The organism is Streptococcus sp. KR (assembly GCF_002238115.1).
In the GTDB taxonomy this organism is placed as follows: Bacteria; Bacillota; Bacilli; order Lactobacillales; family Streptococcaceae; genus Streptococcus.
In genome coordinates, this window is the sequence record NZ_NGVM01000010.1 from 54,466 (window position 1) to 73,194 (window position 18,729).

At 37.8% G+C, this 18,729-nt stretch carries 12 protein-coding genes and 1 tRNA gene; all 13 read left to right on the plus strand.

The genetic code is table 11. The features are described 5' to 3' along the window. Positions 1-237: 237 nt before the first annotated feature. The gene (gene codY, locus CBI42_RS05570) at positions 238-1,026 is read left to right on the plus strand and encodes a GTP-sensing pleiotropic transcriptional regulator CodY (RefSeq protein WP_000940721.1); all 789 of its coding nucleotides are present in this window, start codon (positions 238-240) and stop codon (positions 1,024-1,026) included. After that, positions 1,026-1,601 (plus strand): cysteine hydrolase family protein, encoded by a 576-nt coding sequence (locus tag CBI42_RS05575; RefSeq protein ID WP_094753455.1) that lies wholly within the window; start codon positions 1,026-1,028, stop codon positions 1,599-1,601. Before codY ends, CBI42_RS05575 begins: the two co-directional genes overlap by 1 nt. An 80-nt stretch (positions 1,602-1,681) precedes the next feature. Beyond that, positions 1,682-1,767: transfer RNA gene (locus CBI42_RS05580), tRNA-Leu, on the plus strand. A gap of 139 nt (positions 1,768-1,906) precedes the next feature. Then, on the plus strand, positions 1,907-3,184 hold the full coding sequence (locus tag CBI42_RS05585; protein WP_094753456.1) for an ABC transporter permease: 1,278 nt from the start codon (positions 1,907-1,909) through the stop codon (positions 3,182-3,184). A gap of 12 nt (positions 3,185-3,196) precedes the next feature. Beyond that, positions 3,197-3,844 (plus strand): ABC transporter ATP-binding subunit Vex2, encoded by a 648-nt coding sequence (gene vex2 / locus CBI42_RS05590; RefSeq protein ID WP_049531391.1) that lies wholly within the window; start codon positions 3,197-3,199, stop codon positions 3,842-3,844. Positions 3,845-3,909: 65 nt separating this feature from the next. Then, positions 3,910-5,289 carry an ABC transporter permease subunit Vex3 gene (gene vex3 / locus CBI42_RS05595; protein ID WP_094753457.1) on the plus strand — a complete coding sequence of 460 codons (1,380 nt, stop codon included), beginning with the start codon at positions 3,910-3,912 and terminating at the stop codon, positions 5,287-5,289. A 141-nt stretch (positions 5,290-5,430) separates the two neighbouring features. Then, the gene (vncR, locus tag CBI42_RS05600) at positions 5,431-6,087 is read left to right on the plus strand and encodes a response regulator transcription factor VncR (protein ID WP_094753458.1); all 657 of its coding nucleotides are present in this window, start codon (positions 5,431-5,433) and stop codon (positions 6,085-6,087) included. Next, on the plus strand, positions 6,084-7,412 hold the full coding sequence (vncS, locus tag CBI42_RS05605) for a sensor histidine kinase VncS (protein ID WP_094753459.1): 1,329 nt from the start codon (positions 6,084-6,086) through the stop codon (positions 7,410-7,412). Before vncR ends, vncS begins: the two co-directional genes overlap by 4 nt. A 140-nt stretch (positions 7,413-7,552) precedes the next feature. After that, complete coding sequence (locus CBI42_RS05610; protein ID WP_001019001.1) at positions 7,553-8,434, plus strand: class II fructose-bisphosphate aldolase; 882 nt, start codon at positions 7,553-7,555, stop codon at positions 8,432-8,434. 284 nt (positions 8,435-8,718) lie between these two features. Next, complete coding sequence (locus CBI42_RS05620; RefSeq protein ID WP_094753461.1) at positions 8,719-9,711, plus strand: ABC transporter ATP-binding protein; 993 nt, start codon at positions 8,719-8,721, stop codon at positions 9,709-9,711. A gap of 1 nt (position 9,712) precedes the next feature. Next, the gene (locus CBI42_RS05625; protein ID WP_094753462.1) at positions 9,713-10,531 is read left to right on the plus strand and encodes an ABC transporter permease; all 819 of its coding nucleotides are present in this window, start codon (positions 9,713-9,715) and stop codon (positions 10,529-10,531) included. A 1-nt stretch (position 10,532) separates the two neighbouring features. Continuing rightward, positions 10,533-11,318, plus strand: a complete 786-nt coding sequence (locus tag CBI42_RS05630) for an ABC transporter permease (RefSeq protein WP_094753463.1) — start codon at positions 10,533-10,535, stop codon at positions 11,316-11,318. 690 nt (positions 11,319-12,008) lie between these two features. Next, on the plus strand, positions 12,009-18,503 hold the full coding sequence (locus CBI42_RS05640) for a S8 family serine peptidase (protein ID WP_094753464.1): 6,495 nt from the start codon (positions 12,009-12,011) through the stop codon (positions 18,501-18,503). The last annotated feature ends 226 nt before the right edge of the window (positions 18,504-18,729 follow it).

Here is an 18,729-nt window from a genome sequence, read left to right on the forward strand (position 1 = left end):
GAATCGCTTTTTTATATAAGGAGACCGAATGGAAAAGAAAGATAAATAAAATAGATATATTATCTTCTTATAATATTATGATACACAAAAATAGGGGGCTTGTCAATAGAAAAGAAGCAATTTAATTAAAAATATTCTTGTTTTTTAAAATTGCAATTAAATAAGCAATTTTCAGATAATAATTGAAAATTCAAGCTGTTTATGTTATAATGATAGCGATTAAATTCGAGGTGAAAAATGGCACATTTATTAGAAAAAACTAGAAAAATTACTTCTATCCTGAAGCGCTCAGACGAGCAGTTGCAGGAAGAGCTTCCCTACAATGCGATTACCCGTCAATTGGCAGATATTATTGACTGTAACGCCTGTATCGTTAATAGCAAGGGACGTCTCCTTGGTTATTTCATGCGTTACAAAACCAATACAGATCGTGTAGAGCAGTTCTTCCAAACTAAGATTTTCCCTGATGACTATATTCAAGGTGCGAACATGATTTACGATACAGAAGCCAATCTGACAGTTGATCATGATTTGAGTATTTTCCCTGTGGAAAGTCGTGCCGACTTTCCAGATGGTTTGACGACCATTGCACCGATTCATGTATCAGGGATTCGCCTTGGCTCTTTGATTATTTGGCGCAATGATAAAAAATTCGAAGACGAGGACTTGATTCTTGTTGAGATTGCGAGTACCGTTGTTGGGATTCAACTCCTTAATTTCCAACGTGAAGAAGATGAGAAAAATATTCGCCGCCGTACTGCTGTTACCATGGCGGTTAATACCCTTTCTTACTCTGAACTCCGTGCTGTTTCAGCAATTTTAGGGGAATTAAATGGAAATGAAGGCCAGTTGACTGCGTCTGTGATTGCAGACCGTATCGGTATTACCCGTTCTGTGATTGTCAATGCTCTTCGTAAACTTGAGTCGGCAGGGATTATTGAAAGTCGCTCACTTGGAATGAAGGGAACCTATCTTAAGGTCTTGATTTCAGATATTTTTGAAGAAGTGAAGAAAAGAGATTACTAATGACTAAGGCTTTAATTTCGATTGATTATACAGAAGATTTTGTTGCTGATAGTGGGAAGCTGACAGCAGGTGCTCCAGCTCAGGCGATTTCGGATGCCATTAGCAAGGTAACTCGATTAGCTTTTGAACGAGGAGATTACATCTTCTTTACAATAGATGCTCACGAAGAAAATGATTGTTTCCATCCAGAAAGCAAACTATTTCCTCCTCACAATTTGATTGGGACTAGTGGACGGAATTTATACGGAGATTTGGGGACCTTTTATCAAGAGCATGGTTCAGACAGTCGTGTCTTTTGGATGGATAAACGCCATTACTCTGCTTTTTCAGGGACTGACCTGGATATCCGCTTGAGAGAGCGTCGAATTTCTACAGTTATCTTAACAGGAGTCTTGACGGATATCTGTGTCCTGCATACAGCTATAGTTGCCTATAATCTAGGATATGACATCGAGATTGTTAAACCAGCTGTTGCTTCCATCTGGCCTGAAAATCACCAATTTGCCCTTGGACATTTTAAAAATACACTTGGAGCTAAGTTAGTAGATGAAAATCTAAATGAAATTTCTGAGTAATTTGGTTGATGAAATGAAAAAAATTGAAAAAAAGTGTTGACAAGCATCCTAAAAGTTGATATACTAGTAAAGTAATCGACGCGGGGATGGCGGAATTGGCAGACGCGCAGGACTAAGGATCCTGTGACCGCTTTAGGTCGTGAGGGTTCAAGTCCCTCTCTCCGCATAGGATAAGAGTTAGCTTAAGCTAGCTCTTTTGTTTTCATCTAATTCAAGTAGAGCAAAAAATTTTTGCTCTTTTTTTGTATTTCATAAACATTTCATATTTGGATTTTATAATAGTCTTACAAATATGGAGGTGACAAATGAATCCAATCCAAAGAGCTTGGGCCTATGTCAGCAGAAAACGACTGAGAAGTTTTATTTTATTTCTGATTTTATTGGTCCTATTGGCTGGAATTTCAGCCTGTTTGACTTTGATGAAGTCCAACAAAACAGTTGAAACCAATCTTTACAAATCACTCAACACATCTTTTTCTATTAAGAAGATAGAAAATGGTCAGACTTTCAAGTTATCAGAGTTAGCATCTGTAAGCAAGATTAAGGGACTGGAAAATGTTTCTCCTGAACTCGAGACGGTCGCAAAACTAAAAGACAAGGAAGCGGTGAGTGGCGAGCAGAGCGTGGAGCGTGATGATTTGTCAGCTGCGGACAAGAACTTGGTTAGCTTAACTGCTCTTGAGGATTCATCCAAGGATGTGACCTTCACCAGCTCGGCTTTCAACTTAAAAGAAGGGCGACACCTTCAAAAAGGGGATTCAAAGAAAATCATCATCCACGAAGAGTTGGCTAAGAAGAACGGTCTTTCGCTTCATGACAAGATTCGTTTAGATGCTGGACAGTCAGAATCTGGCAAAGGACAAACAGTTGAGTTTGAAATTGTCGGCATCTTCTCTGGTAAAAAACAAGAGAAATTTACAGGCTTGTCTTCTGACTTCAGTGAAAACCAAGTCTTTACAGACTATGAAAGTAGCCAAAGCCTTTTGGGTAATGGTGAATCTCTAGTCAGTGCAGCTCGCTTCTATGTAGAAAATCCTAAGGAAATGGACGGACTCATGAATCAGGTAGAAAACTTGGCCTTGGAGAATCAAGGTTACCAAGTCGAGAAGGAAAACAAGGCTTTTGAACAAATCAAAGACTCAGTTGCAACCTTCCAGACCTTTCTGACCATTTTTCTTTATGGGATGTTGATAGCAGGAGCAGGAGCCTTAATTCTGGTTTTGTCTCTCTGGCTGAGAGAAAGGGTCTACGAAGTGGGAATTTTACTGGCACTTGGAAAAGGCAAGAGCTCGATTTTCCTACAGTTCTGTTTAGAGGTAGTTTTGGTATCTCTTGGAGCTTTGCTTCCAGCATTTGCTGCAGGAAACACAATCACATCCTACCTACTCCAAACTCTATTAGCAAGTGGAGATCAGGCAAGCTTACAAGACACGCTAGCCAAAGCAAGCAGTCTATCAACCAGCATCCTATCTTTTGCAGAATCCTATGTTTTTCTAGTTCTGCTTAGTTGCTTATCTGTAGCCCTTTGTTTCCTATTTCTATTTAGAAAATCGCCGAAAGAAATTTTATCATCTATTAGTTAAGAAGGAGAAATCATGACTTTATTACAATTACAAGATGTTACCTACCGTTATAAGAACACTGCTGAAGCAGTCCTATATCAGATCAATTATAATTTTGAACCCGGGAAATTTTACAGTATTATTGGGGAATCAGGAGCGGGAAAATCCACTCTCTTGTCCCTACTTGCTGGTCTAGATAGTCCTGTTGAAGGTTCTATCCTTTTCCAAGGAGAGGACATTCGTAAGAAGGGCTATTCTTACCATCGTATGCACCATATTTCCCTGGTCTTTCAAAATTATAATTTGATAGATTATCTTTCTCCACTGGAAAATATCCGCTTGGTCAATAAAAAGGCAAGCAAGGATACGCTCCTTGAGCTTGGTTTGGATGAAAGTCAGATCAAGCGGAATGTTCTCCAGTTATCAGGTGGTCAACAGCAACGTGTTGCTATTGCTCGTAGTTTGGTCTCAGAAGCTCCAGTTATTCTAGCGGATGAACCAACGGGAAATCTGGACCCTAAAACTGCTGGAGATATTGTCGAATTGCTAAAATCACTTGCCCAGAAAACAGGTAAATGTGTGATTGTCGTCACCCACAGCAAAGAAGTGGCACAAGCGTCAGATATTACACTTGAATTGAAGGATAAGAAACTGACTGAAACTCGCAATACTATGAAATAATACGAAATAATATGAGCTTTTTCTGTTAGAACTATAAAATAGAACAACATCTAGAAAGGGAACCTATGTTACACAACGCATTTGCCTATGTTACAAGGAAGTTTTTCAAATCGATTGTCATCTTCCTGATTATTCTCCTCATGGCGAGCTTGAGTTTGGTCGGCTTGTCGATCAAGGGAGCTACTGCCAAGGCTTCTCAGGAGACCTTTAAAAATATCACCAACAGCTTCTCCATGCAAATCAATCGTCGCGTCAATCAAGGAACGCCTCGTGGTGCTGGGAATATTAAGGGTGAGGACATCAAAAAAATCACCGAAAACAAGGTCATTGAGTCTTATGTGAAACGCATCAATGCCATTGGAGATTTGACTGGCTATGAACTCATCGAAACGCCAGATACCAAGAAAAATCTGACTCCTGACCGTGCTAAACATTTTGGAAGCAGCTTGATGATTACAGGTGTCAATGACTCCTCTAAAGAAGACAAGTTTGTCTCTGGTTCTTATAAGTTGGTCGAAGGTGAGCACTTAACAAACGACGACAAGGACAAGATCCTCCTGCACAAGGACTTGGCAGCCAAACACGGCTGGAAAGTAGGGGACAAGGTCAAACTAGACTCCAATATCTACGATGCAGACAATGAAAAAGGGGCCAAGGAAACAGTCGAAGTGACAATCAAGGGACTCTTTGATGGTCACAATAAGTCGGCAGTAACCTACTCACAAGAACTCTATGAAAATACAGCCATCACAGACATCCATACGGCTGCTAAACTTTATGGATACACAGAAGACACAGCTATTTACGGGGACGCTACCTTCTTTGTAACAGCGGATAAGAACTTGGATGATGTTATGAAAGAGTTGAATGGTATCAGTGGTATCAACTGGAAGAGCTATACACTCGTTAAGAGCTCATCTAACTACCCAGCTCTTGAGCAATCCATCTCTGGTATGTACAAGATGGCCAATCTCCTCTTCTGGGGTAGCTTGAGTTTCTCAGTCCTTCTCCTTGCCCTCTTACTCAGCCTTTGGATCAATGCCCGTCGCAAGGAAGTGGGAATTCTCCTCTCTATCGGTCTTAAGCAGGCAAGTATCTTGGGTCAATTTATCACAGAATCCATCTTGATTGCCATCCCTGCTCTTGTTTCTGCTTATTTCTTAGCTAACTACACAGCTCGTGCGATTGGAAATACTGTTCTTGCCAATGTCACTTCAGGTGTTGCCAAGCAAGCCAGCAAGGCTGCTCAAGCCTCTAACCTTGGTGGTGGTGCAGAAGTAGATGGCTTTAGCAAGACCTTGTCGAGCCTAGATATTTCTATTCAGACATCGGACTTTATCATCGTCTTTGTCCTTGCCTTGGTTCTAGTGGTTCTCGTTATGGCGCTTGCTTCAAGCAATCTCCTTAGAAAACAACCAAAAGAACTCTTGCTGGATAGCGAATAACAAACTTGCTACCTATCCTCTCCTAAATGGGGTATAATATAGGTAGCATTTTTATCTATTTTATCTTGATAAGGCCTCTTTTTTTCAAGATGAAATTGAGATAATTTACATGAAATTTAAAGGAATGTGAAACGTTTTTCTATGAAAATTTTAATTGTAGAAGATGAAGAGATGATCCGTGAGGGGGTCAGTGACTATTTGACGGATTGTGGTTATGAAACCATTGAGGCTGTAGATGGACAAGAAGCCTTAGAAAAATTTTCCAGCTATGAAGTAGCCTTGGTTTTACTGGATATCCAGATGCCCAAGCTCAATGGTCTAGAAGTGCTAGCTGAGATTCGCAAAACCAGCCAAGTCCCTGTCTTGATGTTGACTGCCTTTCAGGATGAAGAATACAAGTTGAGTGCCTTTGCTTCGCTAGCAGATGGCTATCTGGAAAAGCCCTTCTCCCTCTCCCTCTTAAAAGTGAGGGTGGACGCGATTTTCAAGCGCTATTATGATACGGGACGAGTCTTCTCCTATAAAGATACCAAGGTGGACTTTGAGAGCTACAGTGCCAGTCTAGCAGGTGAGGAAGTAGCTATCAATGCCAAAGAGTTGGAAATTCTGGACTATCTGGTGAAAAATGAAGGAAGGGCCTTGACCCGATCTCAGATAATCGATGCCGTCTGGAAAGCGACAGATGAGGTTCCCTTTGACCGTGTCATTGATGTTTATATCAAGGAACTACGGAAAAAGCTAGACTTGGACTGCATCCTCACTGTGCGCAATGTTGGTTATAAATTGGAGCGAAAATGAAACGAACAGGTTTATTTACAAAGATATTTATCTATACCTTCTCGATATTTAGTGTTCTGGTTATCTGCCTGCATTTAGCTATTTATTTTCTTTTTCCTTCTACTTATTTGAGCCACCGTCAGGAAACCATTGGTCAGAAAGCGACAGCCATTGCCCAGTCCCTAGAAGGCAAGGATAGGCAGAGCATCGAGCAAGTCTTAGACTTGTATTCCCAGACTAGTGATATCAAGGGGGCCGTTAAGGGTGAGATGACAGAGGACAAGTTAGAAGTCAAGGACAGCCTTCCTCTGGATACGGACCGTCAGACCACCTCTCTCTTTATTGAGGAACGTGAGGTGACAACGCAAGACGGTGGTACTATGACTCTCCAGTTTCTAGCTTCCATGGACTTGCAAAAGGAAGCAGAGCAAATCAGTCTCCAGTTTCTTCCCTATACCTTGCTGGCATCCTTTCTGATTTCCCTCTTAGTAGCCTATATCTATGCTCGAACCATTGTTGCTCCGATTTTGGAAATCAAGCGGGTGACCCGACGGATGATGGAACTGGATGCTCAAGTGCGATTGCGCGTGGATTCTAAGGATGAGATTGGTGATCTCAAAGAACAAATCAATAGCCTCTACCAGCATCTTTTGACTGTCATTGCGGACTTGCATGACAAGAATGAAGCTATTCTCCAGCTGGAGAAGATGAAGGTCGAATTCCTACGAGGGGCTTCTCATGAATTGAAAACGCCTCTGGCTAGTTTGAAAATCCTGATCGAAAACATGAAAGAAAATGTCGGTCGCTATAAGGACAGAGACCACTATCTGGGAGTTGCTTTGGGGATTGTGGATGAGCTCAATCACCACGTTCTCCAGATACTTTCTCTCTCGTCTGTGCAGGAGTTGCGAGATGATAGGGAACAGATTGACTTACACCAGATGACGCAAAGTCTCGTTAAGGATTATGCCTTACTAGCCAAAGAAAGAGAACTCCAGATAGACAATAGTTTAACCCATCAGAAGGCTTATCTAAACCCATCAGTTATGAAGTTGATTTTGTCTAACCTCATCAGTAATGCTATCAAGCACTCTTTTCCAGGCGGCTTAGTTAGCATTGGAGAAAGAGAAGGTGAACTTTTTATAGAAAATAGCTGTAGCTCAGAAGAACAAGAAAAACTAGCCCAGTCTTTTTCTGACAATGCTAGTCGCAAGGCCAAAGGGTCTGGGATGGGTCTCTTTGTGGTCAAGAGTCTATTAGAACATGAAAAATTATCCTATCGTTTCGAGGTGCAGGAGAATCGTTTGACCTTCTTTATAGCTTTTCCAAAAGTCGCCCAAGACTAGGGAGAGAAAGGGTTTACATAGATGGAGATAGAAGAAATTCAATCGAAACTACGGGAAAAACTAGATTTTTTTGTCAAAAAGTGATAAAATGAACAATGTAAATGGGATGTCCCATAAAAATATACAGGAGGCCTGATAAAATGGCAATCGTTTCAGCAGAAAAATTTGTCCAAGCAGCTCGTGACAATGGTTATGCAGTTGGTGGATTTAACACAAACAACCTTGAGTGGACTCAAGCTATCTTGCGCGCAGCAGAAGCTAAAAAAGCTCCAGTTTTGATCCAAACTTCAATGGGTGCTGCTAAATACATGGGTGGTTACAAAGTTGCTCGCAACTTGATCGCTAACCTTGTTGAGTCAATGGGTATCACTGTACCAGTAGCTATCCACCTTGACCACGGTCACTACGAAGATGCACTTGAGTGTATCGAAGTTGGTTACACTTCAATCATGTTTGACGGTTCACACCTTCCAGTTGAAGAAAACCTTAAATTGGCTAAAGAAGTTGTTGAAAAAGCACACGCTAAAGGTATCTCAGTAGAAGCTGAAGTTGGTACTATCGGTGGTGAAGAAGACGGAATCATCGGTAAAGGTGAATTGGCTCCAATCGAAGACGCTAAAGCAATGGTTGAAACTGGTATCGACTTCTTGGCAGCTGGTATCGGTAACATCCACGGTCCTTACCCAGCTAACTGGGAAGGTCTTGACCTTGACCACTTGCAAAAATTGACAGAAGCTCTTCCTGGATTCCCAATCGTATTGCACGGTGGATCAGGTATTCCTGATGAGCAAATCCAAGCAGCTATCAAACTTGGTGTTGCGAAAGTTAACGTTAACACTGAATGCCAAATCGCATTCGCTAACGCAACTCGTAAATTTGCTCGTGACTACGAAGCAAACGAAGCAGAATACGACAAGAAAAAACTCTTCGACCCACGTAAATTCTTGGCTGACGGTGTAAAAGCTATCCAAGCATCAGTTGAAGAACGTATCGACGTATTCGGTTCAGAAGGTAAAGCTTAATCTAGCTGAATAATACAGAGAAAACCTGCCCATTGGGTGGGTTTTTTGTGTGTTTTAAGGAAACGATTAAACTAGAATTTTGATCTAAAAATACCTTTTTAAGAGAAAAATTTTCAAGTTCACAAACTGCAAGCAAACGCTTGCATTTCAGTTTTTATTGGACTATAATAGGTTGGTATAGAGCCTTCTGTAATAATAAAATGTAGCAGGTTTAGAAAGTAAGGATTTAGAATGTTTGTAGTTGAAAATACAATGTTGTTATTCCTTGCGCTAGGGAGAGATTTATGGCAATGATAGAAGTGGAACATCTTCAGAAAAATTTTGTGAAGACTGTTAAGGAACCGGGCTTGAAGGGAGCCTTGCGCTCTTTTATTCATCCTGAAAAGCAGACATTTGAAGCGGTCAAGGATTTGACATTTGAAGTACCAAAAGGCCAGATTTTAGGCTTCATTGGGGCTAATGGTGCTGGAAAGTCAACAACCATTAAAATGCTGACAGGGATTTTGAAACCGACATCTGGTTTTTGTCGGATTAACGGCAAGATTCCACAGGACAATCGTCAAGATTATGTCAAGGATATTGGGGTTGTTTTTGGACAACGCACCCAGCTATGGTGGGATTTGGCCCTGCAAGAGACCTACATGGTTTTGAAAGAGATTTACGATGTGCCAGATTCGCTCTTCCATAAGCGTATGGACTTTTTGAATGAAGTCTTGGATTTGAAGGACTTTATCAAGGATCCCGTGCGAACTCTTTCACTGGGTCAACGAATGCGGGCGGATATTGCGGCTTCCTTGCTTCACAATCCCAAGGTTCTCTTTTTAGATGAACCGACCATTGGTCTGGACGTTTCGGTCAAGGATAATATTCGTCGGGCTATTACCCAAATCAATCAGGAGGAAGAAACTACTATTCTCTTGACCACTCATGACCTGAGTGATATTGAGCAACTTTGTGATCGTATTTTTATGATTGACAAGGGGCAGGAGATTTTTGATGGAACGGTGAGCCAACTCAAGGAAACCTTTGGCAAGATGAAGACTCTTTCTTTTGAACTGCTACCAGGTCAAAGTCATCTCCTTTCTCACTATGAAGGCTTTTCGGATATGACAATTGATAGACAAGGGAATAGTCTCAACATTGAATTTGATAGTTCTCGCTACCAGTCAGCTGACATTATCAAGCAAACCCTGTCTGATTTTGAGATCCGCGATTTGAAGATGGTGGATACGGATATCGAGGATATTATCCGCCGCTTCTATCGAAAGGAGCTCTAAGATGGTCAAATTGTGGAGACGTTATAAACCCTTTATAAATGCAGGTGTTCAGGAATTGATTACCTATCGAGTCAACTTTATTCTCTATCGGATTGGCGATGTCATGGGTGCTTTTGTGGCCTTTTATCTCTGGAAGGCTGTCTTTGATTCTTCGCAAGAGTCCTTGATTCAGGGCTTTAGTATGGCAGATATCACCCTCTATATCATTATGAGTTTTGTGACCAATCTTCTAACTAGGTCCGATTCTTCCTTTATGATTGGAGGGGAGGTCAAGGACGGTTCCATTATCATGCGCTTGTTGAGACCAGTGCATTTTGCGGCTTCTTATCTCTTTACCGAGCTTGGGTCAAAGTGGTTGATTTTTATCAGCGTTGGCCTTCCATTTTTAAGTGTCATTGTCTTGATGAAAATCATGTCTGGGCAAGGCGTTGTTGAAGTGTTGGGTTTAACTGTCCTTTACCTCTTTAGCCTAACGATCGCCTACCTGATTAACTTTTTCTTTAATATCTGTTTTGGATTTTCTGCCTTTGTGTTTAAAAATCTATGGGGTTCCAACCTACTTAAGACCTCCATAGTGGCCTTTATGTCTGGAAGTTTGATTCCCTTGGCTTTCTTTCCAAAGATTGTTTCAGATATTCTGTCCTTCTTGCCTTTTTCATCTTTGATTTATACTCCGGTTATGATTATCGTCGGGAAATACGATGCCAGTCAAATTCTTCAAGCGCTCGCTTTGCAGTTTTTCTGGCTCTTAGTGATGGTGGGCTTGTCTCAGTTGATTTGGAAACGAGTCCAGTCATTTATCACCATTCAAGGAGGTTAGTATGAAAAAATATCAACGCATGCATCTGATTTTTATTAGACAATACATCAAACAAATTATGGAATACAAGGTGGATTTTGTGGTTGGTGTGCTGGGAGTTTTTTTGACTCAAGGCTTGAATCTCTTGTTTCTCAATGTCATCTTTCAACACATCCCATCCCTAGAAGGCTGGACTTTTCAAGAAATTGCCTTTATCTATGGTTTTTCATTGATTCCCAAGGGCTTGGACCATCTCTTTTTTGACAATCTCTGGGCACTGGGGCAACGCTTGGTGAGAAAAGGGGAGTTTGACAAGTATTTGACTCGTCCTATCAATCCTCTCTTTCACATCTTAGTTGAGACATTTCAAATTGATGCTTTGGGGGAACTTTTGGTTGGTGGTATTTTACTAGCAACAACAGTGACTAGCATTGCTTGGTCTCTTCCTAAAATTCTACTTTTCCTAGTTTGTATTCCTTTTGCGACCTTGATTTATACTTCTTTGAAAATCGCGACAGCCAGTATCGCTTTTTGGACCAAGCAGTCAGGCGCTATGATTTACATTTTCTATATGTTTAATGACTTTGCCAAGTACCCGATTTCCATTTACAATTCGCTCCTTCGATGGTTGATTAGCTTTATCGTGCCATTTGCCTTTACGGCCTACTATCCTGCTAGCTATTTCTTGCAGGACAAGGATGTAATCTTTAACATCGGAGGTTTGATGTTGATTTCTCTGGTTTTCTTTGTCATTTCCCTTAAACTTTGGGATAGGGGGTTAGATGCCTACGAAAGTGCGGGTTCTTAAGTTGAATACTATCAAAGCCTTGTCTCAGGACAGGCTTTTTTTAATAGAGATGAAAATTTCTTGACACCTATTCTTAGAGTGCTATACTGTAAGTGTAATAGCCGATTTAGCTTATACTCTTCGAAAATCTCTTCAAACCACGTCAACGTCGCCTTGCCGTACTCAAGTACAGCCTGCGGCTAGTTTCCTAGTTTGCTTTTTGATTTTCATTGAGTATCAGTTGGCCGAGCAAGGCACTCGTAAAGTCTAGGTCATAGGTGAACATATGACTGAAGATTTGAAAAAAATTAGATAAGTATATAATAACCGTTAAGCCTAGTTCTTATCGGTTATTTATGTTGTTACACAACATTGTTATTGCATCAATTATGTCTGTTTTTGTAACTCTGGTAGTGCTTCAACTTGATTGCTACTATTTTTGATGGTGTGAATGTGCTTATAATGTATCTCAGTTAAGTACGAAATTTTTATATCTTTTTTAACACATATTAAAAATAAAATTAACACCACTTAATTTTTCTTGACTTAAATTTTTTTAATTGATATACTATTTTTCAGAGAGCTAACAATTATATATAAATGTACTACTCTATTTCCTAGATAATACTTAGTAAAACTTTTTATAACAAAGGCTAGCAAAGTTAAAGTTTTCTATCTATTGGAAGTTAAATAAATATGTAAGGAATTAAAATGAAAAAAAGTACAGTATTGTCATTAACCACAGCTGCAGTTATTTTAGCAGCATATGTCCCTAATGAGGTAGTCTTAGCAGATACATCTAGTTCTGAAGATGCTTTAAGTATCTCTGATAAAGAAAAAGTAGTAGTAGGTAAACAAAAAGAAAACAAAGAAAAACATGAAGATATTCATAATGCTATAGAAACTTCAAAGGATACTGAAGAGAAGAAAACAACAGTTATTGAGGAAAAAGAAGTTGTTAGTAAAGAATCTGTGATAGACAATAAAACTAACAATGAAAAAGCAACAATCAAAAAAGAAGATTCCAATCAATACAAAGGAGATAATGCAGACTCGTTTGCAAGTAAAGACACGGAAAGTCCCAAAAAAGAAGATAGAGTTGTCTATATTGCTGAATTTAAAGATAAAGAATCTGGAGAAAAAGCAATCAAGGAACTATCAAATCTTAAGAATACAAAGGTTTTATATACTTATGATAGAATTTTTAACGGTAGCGCTATTGAAACAACCAAAGATACTCTGGACAAAATTAAACTAATAGAAGGTATTTCATCGGTTGAACGATCACAAAAAGTCCAACCTATGATGAATCATGCTAGAAAAGAAATTGGAGTTGAAGAGGCAATCGATTACCTAAAATCTATCAATGCACCATTTGGTAAAAATTTTGATGGTAGAGGTATGGTCATTTCAAACATCGATACTGGGACTGATTATAGACATAAGGCTATGAGAATCGATGATGATGCCAAAAGCTCAATGAAATTTAAAAAAGAAGACTTAAAAGGTACTGATAAAAATTTCTGGTTGAGCGATAAAATTCCTCATGCTTTCAATTATTATAATGGTGGTAAAATTACTGTAGAAAAATCTGATGATGGAAGCGATTATTTTGATCCACATGGGATGCATATTGCAGGAATTCTTGCGGGAAATGATACTGAAAAAGATATCAAAAACTTTAACGGAATAGATGGAATTGCTCCTAATGCACAGATCTTCTCTTATAAAATGTACTCTGACGCAGGATCTGGCTTCGCAGGGGATGAAACAATGTTTCATGCTATTGAAGATTCAATCAAACACAATGTTGATGTTGTTTCGGTATCATCTGGCTTTACAGGAACAGGTCTTGTAGGTGAGAAATATTGGCAAGCTATTAGAGCATTAAGAAAAGCAGGCATTCCAATGGTCGTAGCTACAGGTAACTATGCGACTTCTGCTTCAAGTTCTTCATGGGATTTAGTAGCAAATAATAATCTGAAAATGACCGACACTGGAAATGTAACACGAACTGCAGCACATGAAGATGCGATAGCAGTTGCTTCTGCTAAAAATCAAACAGTTGAGTTTGATAAAGTTAAGATTGGAGGAGAAAGTTTTAAATACAGAAATATAGGGGCCTTTTTCGATAAGAATAAAATCATAACAAACGAAGATGGTTCAAAAGCTCCTAGTAAATTGAAATTTGTATATATAGGCAAAGGTCAAGACCAAGATTTGATAGGTTTGGATCTTAAGGGCAAAATTGCAGTAATGGATAGAATTTATACAAAGGATTTAAAAAATGCTTTTAAACGAGCAACGGATAAGGGCGCACGCGCCATTATGGTTGTAAATACTGTAAATTACTACAATAGAGATAATTGGACAGAGCTCCCAGCTATGGGATATGAGGAGGATGAAGGAACTACTAGTCAAGTTTTCTCAATTTCAGGAGATGATGGTGTAAAGCTATGGAATATGATTAACCCTGATAAAAAAACTAAAGTCAAAAGAAATAATAAAGAAGATTTTAAAGATAAATTGGAGCAATACTATCCAATTGATATGGCAAGCTATAATTCTAATAAACCGAATGTAGGTGATGAAAAAGAAATTGACTTTAAGTTTGCACCTGACACCGACAAAGAACTGTATAAAGAAGATATCATAGTTCCAGCAGGGTCTACATCTTGGGGGCCAAGAACAGATTTACTTTTAAAACCTGATGTTTCAGCACCTGGTAAAAACATTAAATCCACTCTTAATGTCATTAATGGGAAATCAACTTATGGCTATATGTCAGGAACTAGTATGGCAACTCCAGTTGTAGCAGCTTCTACTGTTTTGATTAGGCCAAAGTTAAAGGAAATGCTTGAAAGACCTGTATTGAAAAATCTTAAGGGAGATGACAAAATAGATCTTACAAGTCTTACAAAAATAGCCCTACAAAATACTGCACGTCCTATGATGGATGCGACTTCTTGGAAAGAAAAAAGTCAATACTTTGCATCACCTAGACAACAGGGGGCAGGGCTAATTAATGTTGCCAATGCTTTGAGAAATGAAGTCGTAGCGACTTTTAAAAACATGGATTCTAAAGGCTTGGTAAACTCTTATGGTTCTATTTCCCTTAAAGAAATAAAAGGAGATAAAAAATATTTTACAATTAAGCTTCACAATACATCAAACAGACCTTTGACCTTTAAAGTTTCAGCATCAACCGTAACTACAGATGCTCTAACTGACAGACTCAAACTGGATGAAACATACAAAGACGAAAAATCTCCAGATGGGAAGCAAATTGTTCCAGAAATTCACCCAGAAAAAGTCAAAGGAGCAAATATCACATTTGAGCATGACACTTTCACTATAGGACCAAATTCTAGCTTTGATTTAAATGCGGTTATAAATGTTGGGGAGGCCAAAAACAAAAATAAATTTGTAGAATCATTTATTCATTTTGAGTCAGTGGAAGAAATGGAAGCTCTAAACTCCAATGGGAAGAAAACAAATTTCCAACCTTCTTTATCGATGCCTCTAATGGGATTTGCTGGGAATTGGAACCATGAACCAATCCTTGATAAATGGGCCTGGGAAGAAGGGTCAAAATCAAAAACAATGGAAGGTTATGATGATGATGGTAAACCGAAAATTCCAGGAACATTAAATAAGGGGATTGGTGGAGAACATGGTATAGATAAATTTAATCCAGCAGGAGTTATACAAAATAGAAAAGATAAAAATACAACATCCCTAGATCAAAATCCAGAATTGTTTGCTTTCAATAACGAAGGGATAAACGCACCCTCATCAAGTGGTTCTAATATTGCTAAAATTTATCCTTTAGATTCAAATGGAAATCCTCAAGATGCTCAACTTGAGAGAGGATTAACACCTTCTCCACTTGTATTAAGAAGTGCAGAAGAAGGATTGATTTCAATAGTGAATACAAATAAAGAGGGAGAAAATCAAAGAGACTTAAAAGTCATTTCGAGAGAACACTTTATTAAAGGAATTTTAAACTCTAAAAGAAATGATGCAAAGGGAATCAAATCTTCTAAACTAAAAGTTTGGGGTGACTTGAAATGGGATGGACTCATTTATAACCCTAGAGGTAGAGAAGAAAATGCACCAGAAAGCAAGGATACTAAAGATCCTGCTACTAAGATAAGAGGTCAATTTGAACCGATTGCGGAAGGTCAATATTTCTATAAATTTAAATATAGATTAACTAAAGATTACCCATGGCAGGTTTCCTATATTCCTGTAAAAATTGATAACACAGCCCCTAAGATTGTGTCGATTGATTTTTCAAATCCTGAAAAAATTAAGCTGATCACAAAGGATACTTATCACAAGGTCAAAGAGCAATACAAGAATGAAACTTTATTTGCGAGAGATCAGAAAGAACATCCTGAAAAATTTGACGAAATTGCCAACGAAGTTTGGTATGCAGGAGCCGCTCTTGTTAATGAAGATGGAGAGGTTGAGAAAAATCTTGAAGTAACTTATGCAGGTGAGGGTCAAGGAAGAAATAGGAAACTTGACAAAGACGGAAATACCATTTATGAAATTAAAGGTGCAGGAGATTTAAGAGGAAAAATCATTGAAGTCATTGCACTAGATGGCTCTAGCAATTTCACAAAGATTCATAGAATTAAATTTGCTGATTATGCTGATGAAAAGGGGATGATTTCCTATTATCTAGTAGATCCTGATCAAGATTCATCTAAATACCAAAAGCTTGGAGAGATTGCAGAATCTAAATTTAAAAATTTAGAAAGCGTCAAAGATGATAGTCTTAAAAAAGATACAACTGAGGAAGAAAATCATCAAGACAATAAAGAGTCTATCGAAGAAAAATCTAGCTTGACTATTCATAAAACTATTTCAACAATTAGAGAGTTTGAAAGTAAAGACTTGAAGAAACTCATTAAAAAGAAATTTAGAGAAGTTGATGACTTTACAAGTGAAACTGGTAAGAGGACAGAAGAATACGATTATAAATACGATGATAAGGGAAATATCATTGCTTATGACGATGGTAGCGCCTTACAATATGAAACTGAAAAACTTGACGAAATCAAATCAAAAATTTATGGTGTTCTGAGCCCGTCTAAAGATGGTCACTTTGAAATTCTTGGAAAGATAAGTAATGTTTCTAAAAATGCCAAGGTATATTATGGCAATAACTATAAATCTATAGAAATCAAAACGACTAAGTATGATTCCCACTCAAAAACGATGACATTTGATTTATACGCTAATATTAATGATATTGTGGATGGATTAGCTTTTTCAGGAGATATGAGATTCTTTGTTAAAGATGATGATCAGATAAAAGCTGAAACTAAAATTAGAATGCCTGAAAAAAATAAGGAAACTAAAACAGAATATCCCTATGCATCAAGTTATGGGAATGTAATAGAATTAGGAGAAGGAGATCTTTCAAAAAACAAACCAAACAATTTAACGGACATGGAATCTGGTAAAATCTATTCTGATTCAGAAAAGCAACAATATCTATTAAAGGATAATATCATTCTGAGAAAAGGCTATGCACTAAAAGTGACTACCTATAATCCTGGAAAAACGGATATGTTAGAAGGAAATGGAGTTTATAGCCAGGAAGATATAGCAAAAATACAAAAGGCCAATCCTAATCTAAGAGTCTTATCAGAAAAAATAATTTATGCTGATAGTAGAAATGTTGAAGATGGAAGAAGTACTCAATCAGTATTAATGTCGGCTTTGGACGGCTTTAACATTGTAAGGTATCAAGTGTTTACATTTAAAATGAATGATAAAGGGGAAGCAATCGATAAAGATGGAAATCTTGTGACAGATTCTTCTAAACTTGTATTATTTGGTAAGGATGGTAAAGAGTACACAGGAGAGGATAAGTCCAATGTAGAAGCTATAAAAGAAGATGGCTCTACGTTATTTATTGATGCAAAACCAGTAAATCTTTCAATGGACAAGAACTACTTTAATCCATCTAAATCTAATAAAATTTATGTACGAAATCCAGAATTCTATTTAAGAGGTAAGATTTCTGATAAGGGTGGTTTTAACTGGGAGTTGAGAGTTAATGAATCTGTTGTAGATAATTATTTAATCTACGGAGATTTACACATTGATAACACTAGAGATTTTAACATTAAGCTTAATGTTAAAGACGGTGACATCATGGACTGGGGGATGAAAGACTATAAAGCAAACGGATTTCCAGATAAGGTAACAGATATGGATGGAAATGTTTACCTTCAAACTGGCTATAGCGATTTGAATGCGAAAGCGGTTGGAGTACACTATCAATTTTTATATGATAATGTCAAACCAGAAGTAAAGATTAATCCAAAAGGAAATACTAGTATCGAATATGCTGATGGAAAATCTGTAGTCTTTAGTATCAATGATAAAAGAAATAATGGATTCGATGGTGAGATTCAAGAACAACATATTTATGTAAATGGAAAAGAATACAAATCATTTGATGATATTAAACAAATAGCAGACAAGACACTAAACATTAAAATTGTTGTAAAAGATTTTGCAAGAAATACGACCGTAAAAGAATTCATTTTAAACAAAGATACGGGAGAGGTAAGCGAACTAAAACCTCATACAGTAACTGTGACCATTCAAAATGGAAAAAAAATGAGTTCAACGATAGTGTCGGAAGAAGATTTCATTTTACCTGTCTATAAGGGTGAATTAGAAGAAGGCTATCAATTTGATGGTTGGGAAATTGCTGGTTTCGAAGGGAAAAAAGATGCTGGCTATGTTCTTAATCTATCAAAAGATACCCTTATAAAACCTGTATTCAAGAAAATAGAGGAGAAAAAGGAGGAGGAAAATAAACCTACTTTTGATGTATCCAAAAAGAAAGATAACCCACAGGTAAATCCTAGTCAATTAAATCAAAGTCATAGAAAAGAGGACTTACAAAGAGCAAATCATTCACAAAAACCTGATTCAACTAAGAATGTTAGGACTACAGTTCTTGATAAAAACTTTGAAAATAAGAAGGAAGTCCATCTTAATGAACAAGAGAACAGAGCTAATAAACATACTAACATTGATAGTAAGTCGGATACTAACCATTCTGATAAGTTGCCAAAAACCGGAACAGTTAGAGCAGTTCTTACACCATTCATTGCTGGAATATTGTTTATAGTAGGAGCATTTCTTGGATTGAAGAAAAAAGATCAAGATTAAGGCAAAATCTATAGAAAAGATGTTTATGTGTTGAGATTAGATACTGTGATGGTTAAACAGTTTGCTGACAATTACTATTTAATACTTAATTCTTAAGTTTACATTGATAATTATACTCTTTTAGAATGTATTAATGGACTTAATTTAGATAACAAAAAATCTTCTTATTACAGATAGGAAGATTTTTTGGATTCTACTGATTTCACAAAATACGGTATCGAACTAT

Bases quoted from the DNA above. Each gene is read 5' to 3' on its own strand.
- codY (WP_000940721.1), top strand. From the start codon at position 238: ATGGCACATTTATTAGAAAAAACTAGAAAAATTACTTCTATCCTGAAG.
- CBI42_RS05585 (WP_094753456.1), top strand. From the start codon at position 1,907: ATGAATCCAATCCAAAGAGCTTGGGCCTATGTCAGCAGAAAACGACTG.
- vex2 (WP_049531391.1), top strand. From the start codon at position 3,197: ATGACTTTATTACAATTACAAGATGTTACCTACCGTTATAAGAACACT.
- vex3 (WP_094753457.1), top strand. From the start codon at position 3,910: ATGTTACACAACGCATTTGCCTATGTTACAAGGAAGTTTTTCAAATCG.
- CBI42_RS05610 (WP_001019001.1), top strand. From the start codon at position 7,553: ATGGCAATCGTTTCAGCAGAAAAATTTGTCCAAGCAGCTCGTGACAAT.
- vncS (WP_094753459.1), top strand. From the start codon at position 6,084: ATGAAACGAACAGGTTTATTTACAAAGATATTTATCTATACCTTCTCG.
- CBI42_RS05575 (WP_094753455.1), top strand. From the start codon at position 1,026: ATGACTAAGGCTTTAATTTCGATTGATTATACAGAAGATTTTGTTGCT.
- CBI42_RS05620 (WP_094753461.1), top strand. From the start codon at position 8,719: ATGGCAATGATAGAAGTGGAACATCTTCAGAAAAATTTTGTGAAGACT.
- CBI42_RS05630 (WP_094753463.1), top strand. From the start codon at position 10,533: ATGAAAAAATATCAACGCATGCATCTGATTTTTATTAGACAATACATC.
- CBI42_RS05640 (WP_094753464.1), top strand. From the start codon at position 12,009: ATGAAAAAAAGTACAGTATTGTCATTAACCACAGCTGCAGTTATTTTA.
- CBI42_RS05625 (WP_094753462.1), top strand. From the start codon at position 9,713: ATGGTCAAATTGTGGAGACGTTATAAACCCTTTATAAATGCAGGTGTT.
- vncR (WP_094753458.1), top strand. From the start codon at position 5,431: ATGAAAATTTTAATTGTAGAAGATGAAGAGATGATCCGTGAGGGGGTC.